The organism is Cohnella sp. OV330 (assembly GCF_900112065.1).
Taxonomy (GTDB): Bacteria; Bacillota; Bacilli; order Paenibacillales; family Paenibacillaceae; genus Cohnella.
Map to the genome: position 1 here is coordinate 220,558 of NZ_FOKE01000014.1, position 18,873 is coordinate 239,430.

Here is an 18,873-nt window from a genome sequence, read left to right on the forward strand (position 1 = left end):
ACGGGGCTTCATCCTTTCAAACCAGTCAGCGTAATCCCTTCGAGGAAATAGCGCTGTCCCACCAGGAATACGACGACGCAGGGCAGCACGACGGCCGCCGAAGCCGCCATGAGCAGATCCCATTGCGCGTTATAGGTGCCTTGAAACATCTGCAGGCCAAGCGCCAGCGTAAAGAGCCGGTCGCTTTTTAAATAAATGAGCGGTCCCATGAAGTCGTTCCACGTGCCGAGGAAACTGAACAAGGAGACCACGATCAGCACGGAACGGCTAAGCGGCATGATAATCCTGGCATAGATTTGAAAATACGTAGCTCCGTCCACGAAAGCCGCCTCGTCGAAATCCTTCGGGATGGTGAGATAAAATTGACGAAGCAGGAAGATATTGAAGATGCCGCCGCCGAAAAAAGACGGCACGACGAGCGGGTAATACGTGTCGTAGAAGCCGATCGTCTTCCATCCGAGGAAGCTGGGAATCAGGGTGACGGCCGCCGGCAGCATCATGCTGGACATCAGGATGCCGAATACGGCGTCCCTTCCTTTCCACCGGATCCGCGAAAATCCGAACGCCGCGATGCTGCTCGTCGCGACCGTGCCGACAAGCACGCCGACCACGATGATGAACGTATTGGCGAAGAACGTGCCGAACGGCAAAACCGTCAGCGCCCGATGGAAATTGTCCCAGTGGAAGGGCTTAGGAATCCACTGCGGCGGCATGGTGAAGATTTGGGACAAATCCATGAGCGAGCTTCGCACCAGCCATACGAACGGGATGATAAACAGGGCGGAGATCGCGAAAAGGGCGATATAACCCCATGTCAGCGCAAGCTTCGATTGCCTCACGCACGCTCCCCCCCTTCGTAATACACCCAGGACTTCGAGGTCCTGAACACGATAAAGGTAAAAAACAGGATAATGAGGAACAACACCCAAGCCAGCGCGGACGCATACCCCATCTCGGTATCCCGGAAAGCCGTTCTCCAGAGGTAGAACACGTAAAACAAGCTCCGGTTATTCGGTCCGCCCTGCGTCAAGATGTAAGCCTCGTTGAACACCTGGAAGGAGCCGATGATCGCCATAATAGTGTTGAAGAAGATGGTCGGCGTGACCATCGGCAGCGTAATATGGCGCAGCTTGCTGTACCAACCGCCCCCGTCCACCTCGATCGCCTCGTAGTACTGCTTGGGAATGCCCGACAGCCCCGCGAGAAATATAATAACCGTGCCGCCTATCCCCCAGAGCGTGGTAAGCACGACGGACGGGATGACGCTGTTCTCCGAATACAGCCAATTGCTGGTCGGCAGATGCAGCCATCGGAGCGCGGAATTGATCAGGCCCAGATCGGGATTGAGCAGCCACATCCAGATCATCGCCGAGGCGACCGCCGGCACGATGCTGGGCAGGTAGATGATCGTACGGAATACGGCTCTTCCTTTGACATTCATATTTAGAAGCAGGGCGACGACGAAGGAAATGATAATGACGGCAGGAACCCGCAGAAGGACAAAGTAGAACGTAATGCCCAGCGACTTGTAGAAGAGGTCGTCTTCGCCCGAGAACAGCCGGGCATAATTATCGAATCCGACGAACGAGGCGTGCGCCTTGAAGACGTTATAATCCGTCAGGCTGAGCGCCAAGCTGGCGATCATGGGACCTAACGTGAAGATGAGGAACCCCAGGATGGCCGGCGATGTGAACAGCAGCCCGTAGAACAGTCCTTTTCTCATGCCTACCTCCGTTCTCCATACTTTGCTTCAACCCTTATTCCTTCACGTCGCGGCGGCCCTGAACTTGGGCTTGCGCCTTGGCTTCGATGGAATCCAGCGCCTGCTGAGCGGTCTGTTGGCCGAGCCATACTTTATCCAGCGCGGGATTCACGATATCCATAATCTTGTTGAAGTTCTTCACGTAACCCGTCGGCGTTTGGTGGCTGCTGTTCAAGAGAACGTCCACGACCGCGTCTTTATAGCCCGAAGGCCGGGAATCGAGGTTTTCCGTCCATTTGGCGAGCAGCGCCGGGTCCGTATACCAGCTCCGATAAGCAGGCATCCAGGTTCCGGCCGTGATCAGGTCGATCGCCGCGTCCGGATCGAGCAGCGCCTTCATGAGCTCCCAGGCTTCTTTGGGATGTTTGGTCGATTTGAACATGGAGAACATCCCGGAGACGACGGTCGTCATCGGCTGCTTCAACGTCGGAAGCACGCCTACGTTGAAGTGGAACTTCGATTGCGCCAATCCTGCCGTCGACCATTGTCCGTCGATGGCCATGGCCACTTTTTTCGTCTGAAGCGCGATATTGGTGGCCGGAATGTTCTTCGCTTGAACCGGGGACGGCGCGACATGATAGACATTGATCAAGTCCGCCAATTTCTGAATGGCCTCTACCGCGGCCGGCTGATTCAGCGCGAAGGTCTTCCCGTCTTCGGAGACGAAGTCCCCGCCGTTGGAGTAGATGAGGTTGCTGTAATTGCCCCACCACGTTCCGATGTTAACGCCATACTGCTTAATATTTTTGGGATCGAAGGCGGGGTCGGCGGCATTCCTTCCCTTGGCGTCGATCGTCAGCTTCTTGGCGACGTCGACGAATTCGTCCCATGTCCATGCTTCCGATGCTTTGGCCGGCGGAGGCGTTAAGCCTGCGTCTTTGAAAATATCTTCGTTATAGAAAAGGCCGAACGTCTCCGGTCCCGGGCCCAAGCCGATGACATTGCCCGGTTCGAGCGAATACGTAATATTCGGGACCAGTTCTTCTTCGTTGAAATCCGGATCGGACGAGAGGAAATCCTCCAGATTGTAGAACTTGCCTTGCTCGGCCAGCGGGTAGGCGATGCTGGCGGATTCCATCTGCGCGATATCCGGCTCGTCATTGCCCGCTACCATGGTCGTGAGTTTGGTGTCGTAGTCGGTGGGGATGTGCTGCAGTTTAACCGTGATATTCGGATATTTTTTCTCGAATTTGTCGATGGCGACCTTGTAGGCTGCCACTTCCTCGGGCGCTCCCCATACCGTCATGCGAAGCGTAACGGGTTCGTTCGATTGTTCTTCGCCGGCCGAAGCCGAACTTGCCGTATGGGCGGGAGAAGCGGAATTGCCGCTTCCGGAGCTTCCGGAGTTTCCGGAGCCGGAGTCGGACTTCGTACACGCGGACAGAATCCCAACCAGTGCGATAAGCAGCGCGATCAGAATCGAGACGGATTTTCTTTGCCGTGACATCTACCGTTCCCCTTTCGATGACAACCCCATTGGATTCATAGCTGCAGTCTATGATGTTCACATTATAAAACGGTGTATAGCGCTTACATAACCCGAGCCAATTTGGAATGGTGGACTTCTATTGGCTGTTTACGCCGGAAGCGCGATCGTAACCTTCGTTCCGTCGCCTATCGCGGAGGAGATGACGACGCCGTACGCTTCGCCGTAGGTCATCCGGATGCGGGCGATCGTGTTCTTAATGCCTATCGACGAAGATTCCCGGTATAAAATCGCGTGAACCATGTCGGCGCTCATACCCTTCCCGTTGTCCTCGACTTCAAAAAACCGGGTCCCTTCCTCGATCCAGCCGCGTATGCGAATCAGACCTCCCGCTTCCGTCTGGTCGAACCCGTGCAGGATGGCATTTTCGACGAACGGCTGGAAAAGAAGCCTCGGCAGCTTGTAGTCGTAGAGCCTCGAATCGATCTCGTAGCTGACCGTAAATTTCTCTTCGAAGCGGACGGACATGATATAGAAGTAGTTTTTCATCCATTCCATTTCTTCGGATAAATGAACGGCGCCCCAGTCCTTCCGCGACGTATAGTGGAGCATGTTGGATAAGCAGACGAGCATTTTGCTTAATTCCTTCTGACCGTTCTCGATGGCCGTCCAGTTCATTACGTTTAACGTATTGTATAAAAAGTGCGGATTCATCTGCATGTTCAGCGCCTGGATCTCCGCTTCCTGCTCCTTTAATTTGATCTCGTAATTTTCCGAGACCAGCAGCCGAATCCGGTCGTTCATCCGATTGAATCGCTGGAGCAGGATCCCGAATTCGTCGTTGGCGCTGACGACCACCTGGGTCTGGAAGTCCCCCTCGCCCACCGACCTCATCGCGCCGAGCAGCTTCTTGATCGGGTTCGTAATTTTTCCCGAGATAAAATAAGCGAATATAAGCGCGACGATTCCCAGCATGACGGCCAAAAGCGTGGTAGAGCCGCGGATGAGCGGAACGAGATTGCCGGCGAGGGCTGATTCGGGCGTCATGACGATCGACATCCATCCGGTCACTTGCGAACGGTCGAAGCAGACGATCGTATGGACGCCGTCGATCTTGATTCTTCGCGTGCCGCTGCCCGTCCGTTGAACCTGATCCACCCAATCGTCCGAATAGATTTGCGCGACTTTGCCTTTCTCGCTGCCGTCCACGATGCGATTATCGGGAGCCAGCACCAAGTAACGCGAACCTTCGGGAATGCTTTTCTCGTACAGAGAGGTCAGCGTGTCCGCTTTGAAGCTGATCGTGAGCACGGGGCGCTCGATGCCCGGATTCAGCTTCTCCAGGGTCGTATTGTTTAAGTAGGAGAAATCGAGCAGTCGCGTCGCGGTGAATAAATAGCGGAAATCGATCGCCCCCTTCTCCAGATACGATTGATCGAACATCTCCGTGAAGTCGTAGGTGGGATACCACACCATCTTGCCCCCGGCCTTCTCCGCCGCGCGGTAAATCGCCGAACGCGTCGGGTCGCCTTGAGGCAGCGGCTGGCCGAACGTAAAATAAGACGTCCACAGCTGGTAGGCATACACGTCGTCGATCTGCGAGAAATATCTTCTTAAAGCGTCGGACACCTGGCGATCGGCGGAGAGCAGGTCCGCTTTGTTGTCCGGATTCAAGCGATCGAACACCCCGAACAAATCCTTGTCTACGAACAAGGCCGTGCTGTTCTGGTCGATAATCCGCAGCTTGTTGTCCATGATCTCGTTATTTTTCTTCACGATCTCGTAAACGTTCTTCTGCGCTTGTTCGGTCACGACTTGCAGGCCGGTGCGATAAAAAAGCGTCCCCAGCACGATAAGCGGGACCGCGATCAGGAATATGTAGCTGGCCAACAGCCGAGAGCGGAATGTTCGCTTCATCCTTCTCTTCCCTTACGTGCATAAGCCGCGTGCTTATAAGCTTCCGGCGACATGCCGTTCCATTTCTTGAAGACTCGGCAGAAATACTTGGTATCCTGATAGCCGCATTCGGCGGCGATCTCGTAAATTCTCATCCCGTTTCGCGCGATCAATTCCTTGGCCCGCCGCATGCGGGCCTCCGTCACGTGATCGGAGAACGTTCTTCCCGTCCGGCTCTTGATCAGCGTGCTGAAGTACGACGGGTTAAAGTAAAACTGCTCGGCCACCCTCTCCAGCGTCAGCTCTTCCTTGGCGTTCTCTTGAATCCATCTCAGGCACTCGTCGACGACCTTCTCGCTTTTATCGGACTGGGACTGCTTGATCGCATGGTGTACGTCCTGCAGCCGAACCTCCAGAACCGTCATGAGCTCCGTAAAGGTGCGGCAGGCCGGAACCTCGTTCAAAGCCGCCGATGTGATAACGCTTCCAACTTGTCGGTCGACATAATCGCGAATTCTGCTCTTGACCTTGATCAGGGTTAGCGCGGCGGATTCCTTGATCCGCTTCGGGTCCGCATAACCGCCGGCGGCAAGCCGATCGAACGCCGACCGGCACATCTCGACGGCCTCCTCCGCATCCTTCCCTTGCAAAGCGGCGAACAGCTTTTCTCCGTCCAGAACAAGAGGATCGTCGGCGGGAAGGAGTTCATCGTGGAATAGGATGCCGTTCCAACAAGGATGGAAATGATAACGGCCGACCGTTTGGGCTGCCCGGTAAGCCTCCGGCGCTTCCGTCCAGAAAGACGGGCATTCCGGGCCGATTCCATGGGCGAGACGTCCGCGCCCGGCCCACTCCGCTCCCAGTGCGGCTGCCATCAGGCGAATTTCAGTCTTCCTCTCCGGGGTAAGCCGCGGGGTTCGGACGAGGGTCACGGCTTGGCAGACGCCCTCCTGAAGCGCTTCGATCAAGATCGTATTCGCTTCGCCGAATTCCCCCCACGCCCGCTCCAGGCGTCGCAGCCAAGCCGCGGAATCGAATGGCGCCCCGCTGTCCGCATCGATCCGGAATTCCGTGACCGCTACGATTCCGCCTCCCCGTATCCACGCGGACGACTCGATTTCCGTACGTTCCACGTCCGTTAAGCTTCCATTTAACCAAGACAGCAGGAGATGGTTGCGGTAAGCGGAGGACGCGAGGCTCAGCCGCTGCTTTAACGCTTCCGTCTCCGAATGCTGCCTGGACTCCGCTGCAAGCTCCTCCTCGATGCGGCGAAGCACGTGCTCAACCTTCTCGGCCTCCACCGGCTTCAGAATATAATCGTAGGCCCCGTGACGAATCGCGGTCTGCGCGTATTCAAACAGATTGTACGCCGAGATCATGACCACCTTGGTCCGAAGGCTTTCGTCCTGCAGGATCTTCAGAAAGGACAAACCGTCCAGATTCGGCATCCTGATATCGCTTAGCACGGCATCCGGCGATTCGGACCAGACGAGCTCCAGGGCGCTTGCCCCGTCTTTGGCGACGAGAACCTCATCTTCCGGCCGCAGGTTGCGGATCAAAGCTTCCATTCCTCTGCGATGTCTCGGCTCGTCGTCCACGACTAATATTTTCATCCCGCTCAGCTCCCCTGGTAGACGAATAGAAAAAAAGCCCCTTCTTTCGAACAGGCGTCCGGTTTACTTCATACGGTTAAAGGTCCTTGAAAGAGGTGCCCATACCTTTCTATTATAGTCGGGTCGCTGGCCTATCAAAAGCGGATTATCATTAGAAAGGTGGACTTTGATCGGATAAGGTTCGTCGCCCCGATCCATGCTGATCGAGGCTACGTAAGAGCTAGCTCTGCAACGTAAACCGATAATTCCCGGAGCCGATTACTAGAGACTGGCCCTTTTCTGAAGGTTCAAGGCGAATCAAACCGGATATTTGGTCGAGTTGCTTCCCGCTCTCCGCAATCCGGCTCCTGTCTCGTACAGGAATGACAACTTCGGCCGTCGTATTCGGAGGAATCGTCACGTTCAGCTCGAATGTATCGCCCTGTTCCCGCCTCCAAGATACCGCGATATTTCCATATATCGATTTGTAGGATGCATCAGCCCAAGTCAAATGTTTGCCGAACTCCGGCTGAATCCGGATTTTCTTATAGCCCGGCTCCATCAGTTCGATCCCGCTCACGATCCGATACAGCCAATCCCCGATGGCGCCATAGGCATAATGGTTATAGGAGTTCATATCGTCGCTCCAGAATGTGCCATCCTGCTTGATCCCATCCCAATGCTCCCAGATCGTCGTAGCGCCCTGTACGACGGAGAACAGCCATGACGGGTATTCTTGCTGGAGCAGAAGACGATAAGCGAGATCCGTATAACCGAACCGGGACAGTACCAGATTCAAATAAGGCGTGCCTACGAACCCGGTCGTTAGATGCGTTCCATTTTCTTCGATGTGCTCCGCAAGCATGTTTGCCGTGCGTGGCCGATCCTTCTCCTCTAGCAGATCGAACATCAAGGCGAGGACATACGCGGTTTGCGTCGGGGAAGCGACCCGGCCGCTCGGCGTCACGAACTCTGTTCGAAAAGCCAATACGATTCTCTCGTGCAAGAGGCGGTATTGTTCTGCGTCCCCTGTTCGGCCGATAACGGCGGCGGCCTTCGCCAGCAGTTCAGTCGAATAGGCGTAAAAGGCGGTGGCGATCAAATCCTTCGGCGTGGCGCCTGCGTAGCTGTTTTCCTTGGCGTCCAGACCGAGCCAGTCGCCGAAATGAAAGCCGGTATTCCACAAATACTCGTTGTCCCCCTGTGCCCGGATATACTCCACCCAGGCCTTCATGCTCGGGTATTGGGTTTCCAGCACTCGGGTATCGCCATAGCATTCATACAGCGTCCAAGGGCAGATGACAGCTGCATCTCCCCAAGCAGAAGAGCCGTGGCCTGCGGCGGGAATATCGGGAATGACATGCGGCACCCTGCCGTCTTGTTCTTGATCCGCAGCCAGATCCTTGAGCCACTTTTCAAAAAACGGGACAACGTTCATGTTGAAGGCCGCGGTACGGATGAACACTTGCGCGTCTCCCGTCCATCCTAATCGCTCGTCTCGCTGCGGACAGTCCGTCGGGATATCGAGGAAATTCCCCCTCTGTCCCCAAACGATATTGTTCTGTAGCTTGTTGACGAGCTCATCCGAACAAGAGAAGCTTCCGGTCGGCTCCAGATCCGTATGAATGACGCAGCCCACGAACCGTTCCATCAGTTGTTCCTTCGGAACGCCGGTCACTTTGACATACCGGAAGCCCTGGAAAGAGAAATAAGGTTCGTACGTTTCCTCTTCGCCGCCCCGGCAAATATAGGTGACCGTCTGCTTCGCTGAGCGAAGGTTGCCAGTGTAAAAGTTCCCGTCGCGGTCCAGCACCTCGGCATGCTGAAGCGTGATGACCGTACCGGCTTCGGCATTTACTGCGAACCGGACCCACCCGACCATGTTTTGACCGAAGTCGAGTACCGTGTCCCCTTGCGGTGTCGTAATCACTGCCAAAGGCTTCAGCACCTCGGTCACTTTAGAAGGCTCATTCTCTTGAGCAACGAGCGTTGAGCCTGGATCGTGATGAATGACCGCATTCGGCCAATTGCGATCGTCGAAACCAGGCGAACACCAGCCGTCGATCGCAAGTCGGGCATCGTAGGTCTCGCCGTGATACAGCTCCGAGAAAAGCAGCGGTCCCGTCGACGCGCGCCAGCTTCCATCCGAGACGAAGATCCGCTCCGACCCGTCGGACATCGTCACATGCAGTTGGATCAAGGCGGCGCGTTTCGCTCCAAAATGTTCTTTCTTCCCCTCCCACGCCAAGTATCCCTTGTACCATCCGTTCCCCAGCATGCAGCCGATCGTGTTGGCTCCTTGAGAGATCAACGCGGTTACGTCGTAGGTTTGATATTGAAGACGTTTCGTGTAGCTTGTAAATCCAGGGTTAAACAGCGTGTCATCGGCAGGCGCACCGTTCACGAACAGCCGGTACAACCCTAGCGAAGTGGCGTAAACCCGTGCGGACACGATCGGACCAGGTACCGTAAAGTCCGAGCGCAAATAATCACAGGCATCTTGAGCCGCGTCTTCAGACGCCGAGGGTGCCGTAATCCAACCGGCCCGCCACTCCGCGGAAGTTAGAAGGGCAGTCTCCCAGTACGAAGGTTCGCTCCATGCCGATACCGTACCCTGCTCGTCCCATACGCGAACTCTGAAATAATACCGGGTGCGGGATTTCAGGCCGGGACCCGCGTATTCGACATGCACATTGCGGTCCGATTCGATTTTTCCGGAGTCCCATACCCGTGCCGACGAAAAGTCGACTTCGTAAGCCGCCTCGATTTGATAGGCGGATTGGAAAAAGCCTCTTCTTTCCGACGTCAGCTCCCAGCTGAGCCGGGGTCGCGTATCGTCTATACCCAATGGTTTTTTTCTATAGTTCACCCGAAGGTTCGTAACCGCAAAACCGTTCATCTTCATCGCCGCTCCTTCCGGTTATAGTGAGTTCTCGGTAAACATAGCCAGCTTGATGAAAAAGTCCTCCAGCGTAAACCGGCTGTTCACATCTTTGTAGACGCGAATCGGCCTGTTATTCCGTTCGTGAATATATCTCATGTCCGGCGAGAATGCCGGCGCCGGCAGCCAGTCATACAAGTATTCATGGTCGCAAAGCAACAGGCCGACGGCAGGGGAATCGCCCAAGCACCAGCATTCGCCGGTTCGGATCGCCGTCCGGAGGGCAGCTTCCGTATGTCCGAACGCCACCAGCTGTTCGAAGAGATACTTCCCAAGCTCTCCATGCGGCCTTACCCTGTACTCCAGCTCCGCCATCGAGACCATGACGCGTTGATACACGTTCTTGGGAACTTGCCACACGGGGACTTGGGATTTAAATACGACATTTGCCGCGTGGATATCGTTCCAAAGGTTGTATTCCGGCTCGCCTGCCGGGTATGCGCCGCCTCCGATCCAGATCACGGTCAATCGGTCGGCAATGCGCGGTTCCATCAACAAAGCGGCAGCCATATCGGTAAGCGGACCTAAGAACGTGACGAACAGCGGCCGCGGATCATCGGACATCGCCTCTTTGATGATGAGTTCCGCGCCAGCGGAAGGGATCGGCGTCGATTCATCGGCCAGCGCACGCGGAGCGCCCTTGAATATCAGGTTGTCGTCCGGTATGTTCATGAGACCCAGAATCTTCGCAATCTCCTCATAGCTGTCTTCCATGCTGGTCTGCGACAGCCAATCGCCGAAATGGGCAGCAATAAACCCGCGATTATCGAATTTCGGGCTCAGGAGGGCGTGAACGATCGCGTATTGATCGTCCGCCTCGTTTTTGGCATCCGTGTCCATGATGAGCCGAACCATTTTCTGGCTAGGTACGGTGAAGTTGTACTTGTCGTAGATCAAGGGGATCCTCTCCATTCATGTTCCCGCTTGTTGGGTGGCGAACAACGTCAGCTTGGCGTACATATCCTCCAACGTAAACCGGACGTCTACTTGCTTATACACCCGTATCGTCCGTTCCGTTTGATGGTGGACATAATGCATGTCCGGGGTGATGCGCGGAGCGGGTATCGTCTCATAGCCGAACGTGAACGCAAGATCGTCGAGAATAAGGCTTACGGCCGGCGAATCTCCCAATCCCCAAACTTCTCCCCGCGGCCACGCGTTCGCCGGATCCTCGTTGAATCGAACGAGCTGTTCGAACAAATACTTGCCGATGGCGCCATAAGGCTTAACCCTGCACTCCAGCTCCGCCAGGCTGACCCGCATCGTGCCATAAACATCCTGCGGCACCTGCCAGAGCGGAATGCGGGAGCCCATGACGACATTAGCCGCATGGATATCGTTGCTCAGATTGAATTCATTTCTGCCGTGAGGGTAAGGCCCCCCGCCGATCCAAATCGCCGTCATCCGGTCCGCGATTCGCGGCTCCATCAGATAGGCGGATGCCAGATCGGTCAAAGGTCCGAGAAATACGACGAATAGCGGATGCGAGTCGTCCGAGAGCGCTTCGCGAATAATCGCTTCGGCGCCTTCCGAGACAACCGGCGTTTGCTCGTCGGGCAAAGCCTTGGCAGCGCCTTTATAGACTGGGACATGTCCCGCACTTCCCATCAAACTTAATACATGCTTGATCTCGGCATAGCTTTCATCCATCGATTCCGTCGTCCGCCCTGTTCCGAAATGGGCCGCGATCATTCCCTTGTGAATCATTTGCGGCGTAAGCAGCGCGTGCACGATCGCGTATTGGTCGTCGGCTTCGTTCTTGGCGTCCGTATTCATAAGATACCTGACGCGCTTCGCGTCCGGCACTTGATAGGAAAAGAGGCTTGATCTCTCTCTCATTCACTGGACCTCCTCATTTCCATTCCTCTTCATTGCCTCCCGCTTTGCGCTTCAACTTCCGCGTAGAAACCTCTCGTTTTTCCGTCAACGAATCGGTCCGAACGGATGGCCAAGGTGCCGGCCGCGCGAATGTCGTTCGACGATGCGCCGACCAAGGCTTCCATTTTCCCCGCTTCGATCTTCCATCGCATGTCGGCATCGAGGAATGCGAATTGGCTCATTTCCATCGTGAAGATAATGGTTTTGGTCTCCCCGGGCTCCAAAGGAACTCTAGCGAACCCAGCCAATTGTAGTACGGGGCGGACGATGCTGGCGTATGGATCGCGAATATAGAGCTGGACCACTTCTTCGCCGAACGAAGCGCCCGAATTGGTAATATCGACGGACACGGCGAGCGGCTCGTCCGGCTCGTACGCTTCTTGCCCGATCCGCAGATTCTCGTATTCGAACGTCGTATAAGAAAGACCGTGTCCGAAGTAGTATCTCGGTTCGCGAGGACAATCCACATAGCTCGTGAGTTCGTTGCCCGTACCGACATGGTAGCTCGCGCCGTTTTCATGGTTATAGAAAATCGGGATCTGACCGGCGTTATGCGCGATCGTCACCGGCAATCGGCCGGCTGGGTTCGTCTCGCCGAACAGCACGTCCGCGATCGCTCTGGATCCGTATTGTCCCGGATTCCAAGCTTCGAGTATCGCATCCGCGTGACGGTCGGCCGCATCGCTGGAGATCGGCCTTCCGTCGAAATGAATCGCGATCGACGGCTTGCCGAGTGCCGCCAACTTGCCGATGAAGCTCTCCTGACATGCCGGCAGCCCGATATCGGTCGCGTCGATGCCTTCCCCCGTCGAACAGGTCAAGCCCCATCCGTGCTTGCCGCCCAGCGTGAGGATGACCAGGTCGGCGTCCGCTGCCGCAGCGAGCGCTTCGTCATGCTTGGACGTATCGTTCCCCGCGTATGCATAACCGTAGGCGTACGTGAATTCCGATTCCGGACAAGCCTGCGCCAACTGATCGAACAAGCTGCGCGTATCCGGATAATACGTGCGGGTGACCTCCTCGATCTGGATCGGTTCAATCTGCACGAGACTGCCCGGGTACGTGAATCGGTCCCGCAGCGTGCCGAATTCCTCCGCGCTCAGATTCGAAATTTTCTCGAAGTCGACGCCCGCCATCGTATTGCCCGTACCCAGCATGTTTTCCGCCAGCGTGGCATACGTGTACCCGCCGAACAGCGCCCGGACCGAAGCGGCGTGATGGCCGATGACGGCGATCTTCTGCCGTGTGCGCTTCAAGGGGAGCACCCCGTTATTTTTCAGTAGGATGAGCGACTGCCGGGCGGCTTCCAGCCCGACCTGTTCCTTGCGGGGATCGGCGAAGATCGTCTCCCGCTCTAGATGCGTCGAAGGGAAAGGATGTTCGAACAGGCCCAGCTCGAACTTGGCGATCAGCACGCGATCAACGGCACGGTCCAGCACGTCGATGCCGATCTTGCCGTCGCGAATCCGCTGCATCAACTGTTCGTTATAGCACGCTTTGGCAGGCAGCTCGATATCCATGCCGGCCCGCAGCGCCCGCTCGCCGGCGTCTGTCTCGGTTTCGTCCAGCTTGAGCCTCGTATGCAGCTCCGAGATCGACGTATAATCCGACACGGTCACCCCGTCGAAACCCATTTCCTCGCGCAAAAGTCCCGTCAGGATCGCTCTGGATCCCGCAACGGCCTCCCCGTCGATGGCGCTGTACGTGTTCATGACGGATCCCAAGCCCGCTCGCGTGATCGCGGCCTGGAACGGCTTGGCGTACACCTCGCGAAGCGATCGCGGCGGCACGGGCGTCGATGCCGCGTGAATGCCGCCTTGCGTCGCATGATAGCCGAGAAAGTGCTTCGCGCAAGCCAGCATGCCTTCCTTCAGATTGCCGGCGTTCTGCAATCCCGACACGTAAGCGACGCCCATCGCGGCCGCCAACGTCGGATCTTCCCCGTACGTTTCCCCTTGCCGCCCGAATCGGGAGTCGCGCGAGATATCGAGCACGGGCGCAAACGCATGCGAAGCGCCGACGGCACGGGCTTGCCTGCGGATCACCTCGGCCATCTCCCTTTGCAATGCCGGATTCCAAGTCGACGCTTGGCCGATCCCGGAAGGAAAGACGGTCGCATCGGGCATCAGTCCTCCCGTCAGCGTCTCCAGATGGAAGATCGCGGGAATCCGATGCTCGCTCAGCTCCATGATTTTCTGCTGAATCCGGGTGACCTGTTCGGCGACCGCCTCGCGATCGCGCAGCTGGCCGACGAACAGCATGGACACTTCGCCCGCTCCATGTGGATAGTCCTTTTCTAATTGGTCGATCGGGTCCTTCCCGGGCATGAAGCCGACGATCTGCCCCATTTTTTCTTCCAGACTCATTCTACGAAGCAGGTCTGCCGCCCGCTCCTCGGCGGGACGCGAACAATCCAGATATAAGGCGTCCATCATTCGTAATCCTCCACTTTCCACTCGTCCTGCCAATCCAGGTACGCCATCTCTCCATCGAACCGTACGGGAAGCCATACGTAATCCGCCACCGACGTATCGACATCGAGCGTGATGGCATAGCGGTCTTCTTCCTGAATTACATAATCGATGTCCGGATCGAAGTGCGACCTGTAGATGTCTCTCGCTTTCTCATAACCTTTGCCGTTCTCGTACGACGCGCCCAGCATGTCCGGCAGATGGGGCATCCACCTGTCCGCCAGGGCGATGTACAAGTCCTTTTTGAAAGGATGTTTGAACACGGACGTGATCTGCGAGTTATACGAGGTGCGGGAAGCGTCCGCCGGATGCGGATTGCCCAGCGCCTGCCACGGACCGTGGAACGCGCTCGCGACGGCGACCTCCGATGGGTTCGGATGATAGCCCGTCGTCCCGGAGGTGAACAAATAGTGGCGTCCTCTGCGATAGAAATAAGCCGGCGCTTCGCGCACAAAAGGCGGCTGGACGTTCGGAAAATGCGTCGAATAGTACCCCGTGACGTCCGTGTAATCAGCCGTCAGGTCGGCACAGATCAATTCGCTGTGCACGCGTTCGAAATAATAGTAGGCTTTGCCGTCGGAGCTGACGACCAGATCGAAGTCGCCGGCGCTCATGTTAAGCGGGCGAAGTCCGCTTCTCGCGATCGTATAGGGTCCGAGAATATGGTCCGCGGTCAATACCGTCGATTGCTGCGTTCCGTCCCGCATCATGATTTTTAACCAGCAGACGAACTTGCGCGTCGTTTGATTAAAAATAATGTGCGGCCTGTCCATATACTGAGAAGGATGCAGCGGAGAAGACTCGTCCTCCGGATTCGGCGGGATGATGATTCCCTTGTCTTCCCAATTGTACAAGTCCTTCGAGGCGTAGCATCTTACTCCCCAGTGCCAGATCCCGCTGCCCGGAGTCGTTTTCTCCTTGTTTTCGCCGTACCAATAAAAAGTATCGCCTACGGTAAGGATGGAGCCGCCGTGCGCCTGAATTCTCTTTCCTGCCGTATCCAGCCATGTTTGTCCCGGTCGAATCGCGTTATATGTCATTTCGCCAACTCCTTGCGCATCATTATTCGTTTAAAAATGAACCCCCTCCGTTTCCGGTAGGGGGAACCGATTATTCCTTCACGCTGCCGAGCACGATCCCTTTCATGAAAAACCGCTGCAGGAACGGATATACGAGCAGGATCGGAAGCGCGCCCAGGAAAATTTGGGCCGCTTTGAACGTGCGCTCATCGACCTCCTGAAGCATCTTCAGGTTGTTCAGGTTGGCGGCCGTGAAGTTTTTGACGATGACGATCGTCTGCAGGTAGCTCTGCAGCGGGTAATGGCTAGGGGAATTCATAAAGATCAGCCCGTCGAACCAGGAATTCCAATGACCGACGGTCGCAAATAACGTAATGGTAGCCAAAGCGGGCAGCGATAACGGGACATACATTTTCCACAAGGTCGTCCAATGACCGGCGCCATCCATAAAGGCCGCTTCCTCCAGCTCCTTCGGCAAGCCGCGGAAGAAGTTCAGCAGCAGGATCATGTTGAAGATCGGCAGCGCCCCGGGCAGCACGAGCGCCCAGATGGAGTCGAGCACGCCCGTGTACTTGACGGTCATGTAGAGCGGGATGAGCCCTCCGTTAAACAGCATCGTGAACACGAATATCCAGGCGTACGCCGTACGCGCGCGGAATTTGTTCACTTCCTTGGACAACGGATACGCAACCAATATCGTCAACGCCATGTTGACCGACAGGCCGATGGCCACGCGTTCCAAGGTGACGAGGATCGAACGGAAGAACTCCTTTTTCATGAGAACGTATTTGTACGAAGAAAGGGTGAAATCGACCGGCCACAGCTTCACGTAGCCCGCAGACGCCGCTGCGCTAGAGCTGAAGGAAACCGATAGCACGTGAACGAGCGGAAGAATGCATAGGACGGATAAGATCGTCAGAAAAGTGTAGTTGGATCCGATAAACAGCCTGCGGCCGACCGTATTGCGTTCGATCATGTTGTAGACTCCTCTCCGTCAGAATATCCGGTAGTTCGCCAGGCGGTAAGCCAGGAAGTACGACACCGAGAGAAGCGTCAGCGATACGGCGGATTTGAACAGCCCGACCGCGGTTGCGACCCCGTATTGCGCATCCACCATCCCGATCCGGTAGACGAACGTATCGATGATGTCTCCCGTCTCGTACACTTGCGGGCTGTACAGATTGAACACCTGATCGAAACCGGCATTGAGCACTTGGCCCAAGGCCAGTGTAGCTGTCAAAATGATAATGGGAGCCATGCCCGGCAAGGTGACGTTCAAGGTTTGTTTCCACTTGCCTGCTCCATCGATGACTGCCGCTTCGTAGAGCGCCGGATTGATGCTCGTCAGCGCAGCCAAATAGACGATCGTGTTAAATCCGAATTCTTTCCAAACATCCGAGATGACGAGTACGTAGCGGAACCATTCATTGCTGCCCAGAAAATAGATCGGGTCGACGCCGAAAAGCTTCAGAACGTCGTTGACGATCCCGTTCGATGGGGACAAGATGTCGATCAGGATGCCCCCGAGAATGACCCAGGACAAAAAGTGAGGCAAATAAATCAATGTCTGCACGCCGCGTTTGAAAAACTCTTTGCGCACTTCGTTCAACAGAAGCGATACGGCGATCGGGACGATCAAACCGACCACGAGCTTCATGACGGCGATGATTAGCGTATTCCAGACGACTTGCATCGAATCCGGCAAAGCCATGACATAACGGAAGTTCTCCAATCCCTGGAACGGCGAATGAAAAATACCGCGCGCCGGATTAAAATCCTGGAAGGCGATGACCGAGCCTAACATGGGGCCATAGCTATAGACGATGATAAGCAGGAGCGCCGGCAAAATCATCAGGTGCAGCGGCCATTGAGGCAAACGGTTCGGCTTCGTCCGCACGCCCGCGGCAGGCTCCGGAACGCCCCGCTTCTCTTCGGTTATCGGTTTCAACAAGGCTGCTCTTCCTTTCCTGGTCAGTTGACCGGAGTCTGCCCGCACAGCGGGCAGACTCCGGCGGCAACCGATTTATCGGGACTTCTTCCACTCGTTGACTTCTTTGGTCATCTCGTCTCCGCCAAGCTTCTTCCAATTGTCGACGAATTTATCGAAGTTATCGAGCGGATCGCCCATGATGATCTTGGAGAACGTCTCGAGCTCGAGCTTCTGCAGCGTCGCGTCGCGCTTGAGCATCGTGGACGTCGATACCGAGGTGTATGCGTTCGGCTGCAGCATGTTATCGTTCACGTATTGATCGACCACCTGGAATGCAGAGTTTTCGGGACCGAAGACACGGTCCAGCGCCCAATCGATCGGCTCCAGCTTCTCTCCATTGCGAGCCTTCATTACGCTTCGGTAAGCGCCCATCTGCTCGGAGCTTACATCGGATTCGCTCTTGGTCCCGGCGACGATCTCTTTGATCAAGCGATGCGTGGCCAGGTTTTTCTCCGGTTCGCCGGTGTATATGGAATACATCCAGCGTTCGACTCCATCGGTAGGGCTTGTGCCCAGCTTGTCGTGCTCTTCCTGCGAATAGCTCTTTCCATAGGAGATCTCGAAGAACAGGTTGATCAGCTTCATCAGCGCTTCCGGGTTTTTCGCATTTTTGGTCACCGCCAGATACTGCGGATTGCCGAGCGCGATGCCCACGACTTCCGGTTTGGCCGGTTGACCGTCCGCGGAAGCGAGCGGGAAGGCCTTCCAATCGGCATTCGGATCCGTCGTCTTGATCTCATTCATCACGATCGGAGCCGACATGGCGCCATAGAACAGGCCGATTTTGCCGGAGACGATCAGTTCCTTCTCCTTGGCCCAATCTTTGACGCCGAATTCGCGGTCGATATATCCCTTCTTGTACAGCTCCTGCAGCTTGCCGAGCGCCGTCTTCACTTCCGGTTGAATGCTGCCGAAGGCGAGATTGCCGCTGCCGTCTTCGATCCAGTTGCCTGTGCCTCCGAAGCGCGGATACGCGTGATAGCTGTTGAAGAAGCCTTCCACGGCGCCGAAAAATCCGTACAAATCCTTGTTCAAAGCGATACCGTACGTATCCTTCTTGCCGTTGCCGTCCGGATCCTGGTTCACGAACGCATCCATGATCGCGTAGACGTCATCCATCGTCTTCGGCGCTTCGAGGTTCAGCTTCTTCATCCAGTCGGTGCGGATCCAGAGCAGCGGCGTTCCGTTATAGACGGAATTGACGGCCGGAATGGCCAGCAGCTTGCCGTCAAACTTGGCGGATTCAAGCGCGGTCGGTCCGGACGACGTCAGAATCTGCTTCGTCATTGGCGAAGCGTACTTTTCGTAAACTTCCGTCAGATCCGCCAGTTTGCCTGCATCGGCCAATTGCTTCAGCTGCGAAGCGTTGAGCGGCACGATGTCCGGCAAGCTCCCCGAAGCGATCGATACGTTCATCTTCTGTTCGCCTTGACCGCCGGGCTCGTCCCCCACGACGGACCATTCGTTCTTCAGCTTGATGCCCAGCTTCTTCTCGTATTCCTGGTACCAGACATTATTGTCAATCGTTTCTTCGCCTTTGAATTTGACCGAGTTGCTCAAAATGCGCACGGTCGATACGTCGATCGGCGGATCATACTTCCCCAGCGGATCGACAGGGCCGGAAGAAGCCGACGCGGACGCCGTCGCCGTAGCGGATGGACTCTCCGGCGCATTGCTGGATGACGATTCGTTCTCGTTGTTCGAGCTGCAGGCGCTTGTGACGGCAGTTAGCAGCAGCATCGAGGATGCAAACAGGATCCCGGCGCGCTTTTTCATGCGTATATTCCCCCTATGGATATGGTGAGAGCGTTCTCTCAAAATCGAGTATAAGATTAGGCGGCAGCACCGTATATGAGACAATGTTTGTATCCTTTACTTTCGTTTGTGACTTGCTCGTC

Annotated in this window: 13 protein-coding genes; all 13 read right to left on the reverse strand. The window is 55.9% G+C overall.

The features are described from left to right. Positions 1-8: 8 nt before the first annotated feature. Positions 9-839 (reverse strand): carbohydrate ABC transporter permease, encoded by an 831-nt coding sequence (locus BM235_RS27860; RefSeq protein ID WP_090117528.1) that lies wholly within the window; start codon positions 837-839, stop codon positions 9-11. Further along, positions 836-1,723: a carbohydrate ABC transporter permease gene (locus BM235_RS27865; protein WP_090117529.1), complete on the reverse strand. Its 888-nt coding sequence runs from the start codon at positions 1,721-1,723 to the stop codon at positions 836-838. The genes BM235_RS27860 and BM235_RS27865 overlap by 4 nt, the downstream gene beginning before the upstream one ends. 34 nt (positions 1,724-1,757) lie before the next feature. Further along, the gene (locus BM235_RS27870; RefSeq protein ID WP_090117530.1) at positions 1,758-3,209 is read right to left on the reverse strand and encodes an ABC transporter substrate-binding protein; all 1,452 of its coding nucleotides are present in this window, start codon (positions 3,207-3,209) and stop codon (positions 1,758-1,760) included. A 129-nt stretch (positions 3,210-3,338) separates the two neighbouring features. Next, positions 3,339-5,105: a cache domain-containing sensor histidine kinase gene (locus tag BM235_RS27875; RefSeq protein WP_090117531.1), complete on the reverse strand. Its 1,767-nt coding sequence runs from the start codon at positions 5,103-5,105 to the stop codon at positions 3,339-3,341. Then, a complete protein-coding gene (locus tag BM235_RS27880; protein ID WP_090117532.1) occupies positions 5,102-6,697 on the reverse strand; it encodes a response regulator transcription factor in 1,596 nt (531 codons plus the stop codon). The genes BM235_RS27875 and BM235_RS27880 overlap by 4 nt, the downstream gene beginning before the upstream one ends. Positions 6,698-6,917: 220 nt before the next feature. Further along, positions 6,918-9,575 (reverse strand): family 78 glycoside hydrolase catalytic domain, encoded by a 2,658-nt coding sequence (locus BM235_RS27885; protein ID WP_090117568.1) that lies wholly within the window; start codon positions 9,573-9,575, stop codon positions 6,918-6,920. Between the two features lie 21 nt (positions 9,576-9,596). Beyond that, positions 9,597-10,529, reverse strand: a complete 933-nt coding sequence (locus tag BM235_RS27890; protein ID WP_255374636.1) for a nucleoside hydrolase — start codon at positions 10,527-10,529, stop codon at positions 9,597-9,599. Beyond that, a complete protein-coding gene (locus BM235_RS27895; RefSeq protein ID WP_090117533.1) occupies positions 10,530-11,456 on the reverse strand; it encodes a nucleoside hydrolase in 927 nt (308 codons plus the stop codon). A 29-nt stretch (positions 11,457-11,485) separates the two neighbouring features. Then, the gene (locus BM235_RS27900; RefSeq protein ID WP_090117534.1) at positions 11,486-13,930 is read right to left on the reverse strand and encodes a glycoside hydrolase family 3 N-terminal domain-containing protein; all 2,445 of its coding nucleotides are present in this window, start codon (positions 13,928-13,930) and stop codon (positions 11,486-11,488) included. After that, entirely contained in the window at positions 13,927-15,006 is a 1,080-nt protein-coding gene (locus tag BM235_RS27905; protein WP_090117535.1) for a family 43 glycosylhydrolase, read from the reverse strand. The genes BM235_RS27900 and BM235_RS27905 overlap by 4 nt, the downstream gene beginning before the upstream one ends. 70 nt (positions 15,007-15,076) lie before the next feature. After that, the gene (locus BM235_RS27910; RefSeq protein WP_090117536.1) at positions 15,077-15,961 is read right to left on the reverse strand and encodes a carbohydrate ABC transporter permease; all 885 of its coding nucleotides are present in this window, start codon (positions 15,959-15,961) and stop codon (positions 15,077-15,079) included. Between the two features lie 18 nt (positions 15,962-15,979). Beyond that, a complete protein-coding gene (locus BM235_RS27915) occupies positions 15,980-16,837 on the reverse strand; it encodes an ABC transporter permease (RefSeq protein WP_090117570.1) in 858 nt (285 codons plus the stop codon). A gap of 171 nt (positions 16,838-17,008) precedes the next feature. Beyond that, positions 17,009-18,751, reverse strand: a complete 1,743-nt coding sequence (locus tag BM235_RS27920) for an extracellular solute-binding protein (protein WP_090117537.1) — start codon at positions 18,749-18,751, stop codon at positions 17,009-17,011. Positions 18,752-18,873 lie beyond the last annotated feature (122 nt).

Coding starts and splice junctions, on each gene's coding strand:
- BM235_RS27920 (WP_090117537.1), bottom strand. CDS start 18,751: ATGAAAAAGCGCGCCGGGATCCTGTTTGCATCCTCGATGCTGCTGCTA.
- BM235_RS27910 (WP_090117536.1), bottom strand. CDS start 15,961: ATGATCGAACGCAATACGGTCGGCCGCAGGCTGTTTATCGGATCCAAC.
- BM235_RS27890 (WP_255374636.1), bottom strand. CDS start 10,529: ATGGAGAGGATCCCCTTGATCTACGACAAGTACAACTTCACCGTACCT.
- BM235_RS27905 (WP_090117535.1), bottom strand. CDS start 15,006: ATGACATATAACGCGATTCGACCGGGACAAACATGGCTGGATACGGCA.
- BM235_RS27870 (WP_090117530.1), bottom strand. CDS start 3,209: ATGTCACGGCAAAGAAAATCCGTCTCGATTCTGATCGCGCTGCTTATC.
- BM235_RS27875 (WP_090117531.1), bottom strand. CDS start 5,105: ATGAAGCGAACATTCCGCTCTCGGCTGTTGGCCAGCTACATATTCCTG.
- BM235_RS27900 (WP_090117534.1), bottom strand. CDS start 13,930: ATGATGGACGCCTTATATCTGGATTGTTCGCGTCCCGCCGAGGAGCGG.
- BM235_RS27915 (WP_090117570.1), bottom strand. CDS start 16,837: ATGATTTTGCCGGCGCTCCTGCTTATCATCGTCTATAGCTATGGCCCC.
- BM235_RS27885 (WP_090117568.1), bottom strand. CDS start 9,575: ATGAACGGTTTTGCGGTTACGAACCTTCGGGTGAACTATAGAAAAAAA.
- BM235_RS27895 (WP_090117533.1), bottom strand. CDS start 11,456: ATGAGAGAGAGATCAAGCCTCTTTTCCTATCAAGTGCCGGACGCGAAG.
- BM235_RS27865 (WP_090117529.1), bottom strand. CDS start 1,723: ATGAGAAAAGGACTGTTCTACGGGCTGCTGTTCACATCGCCGGCCATC.
- BM235_RS27880 (WP_090117532.1), bottom strand. CDS start 6,697: ATGAAAATATTAGTCGTGGACGACGAGCCGAGACATCGCAGAGGAATG.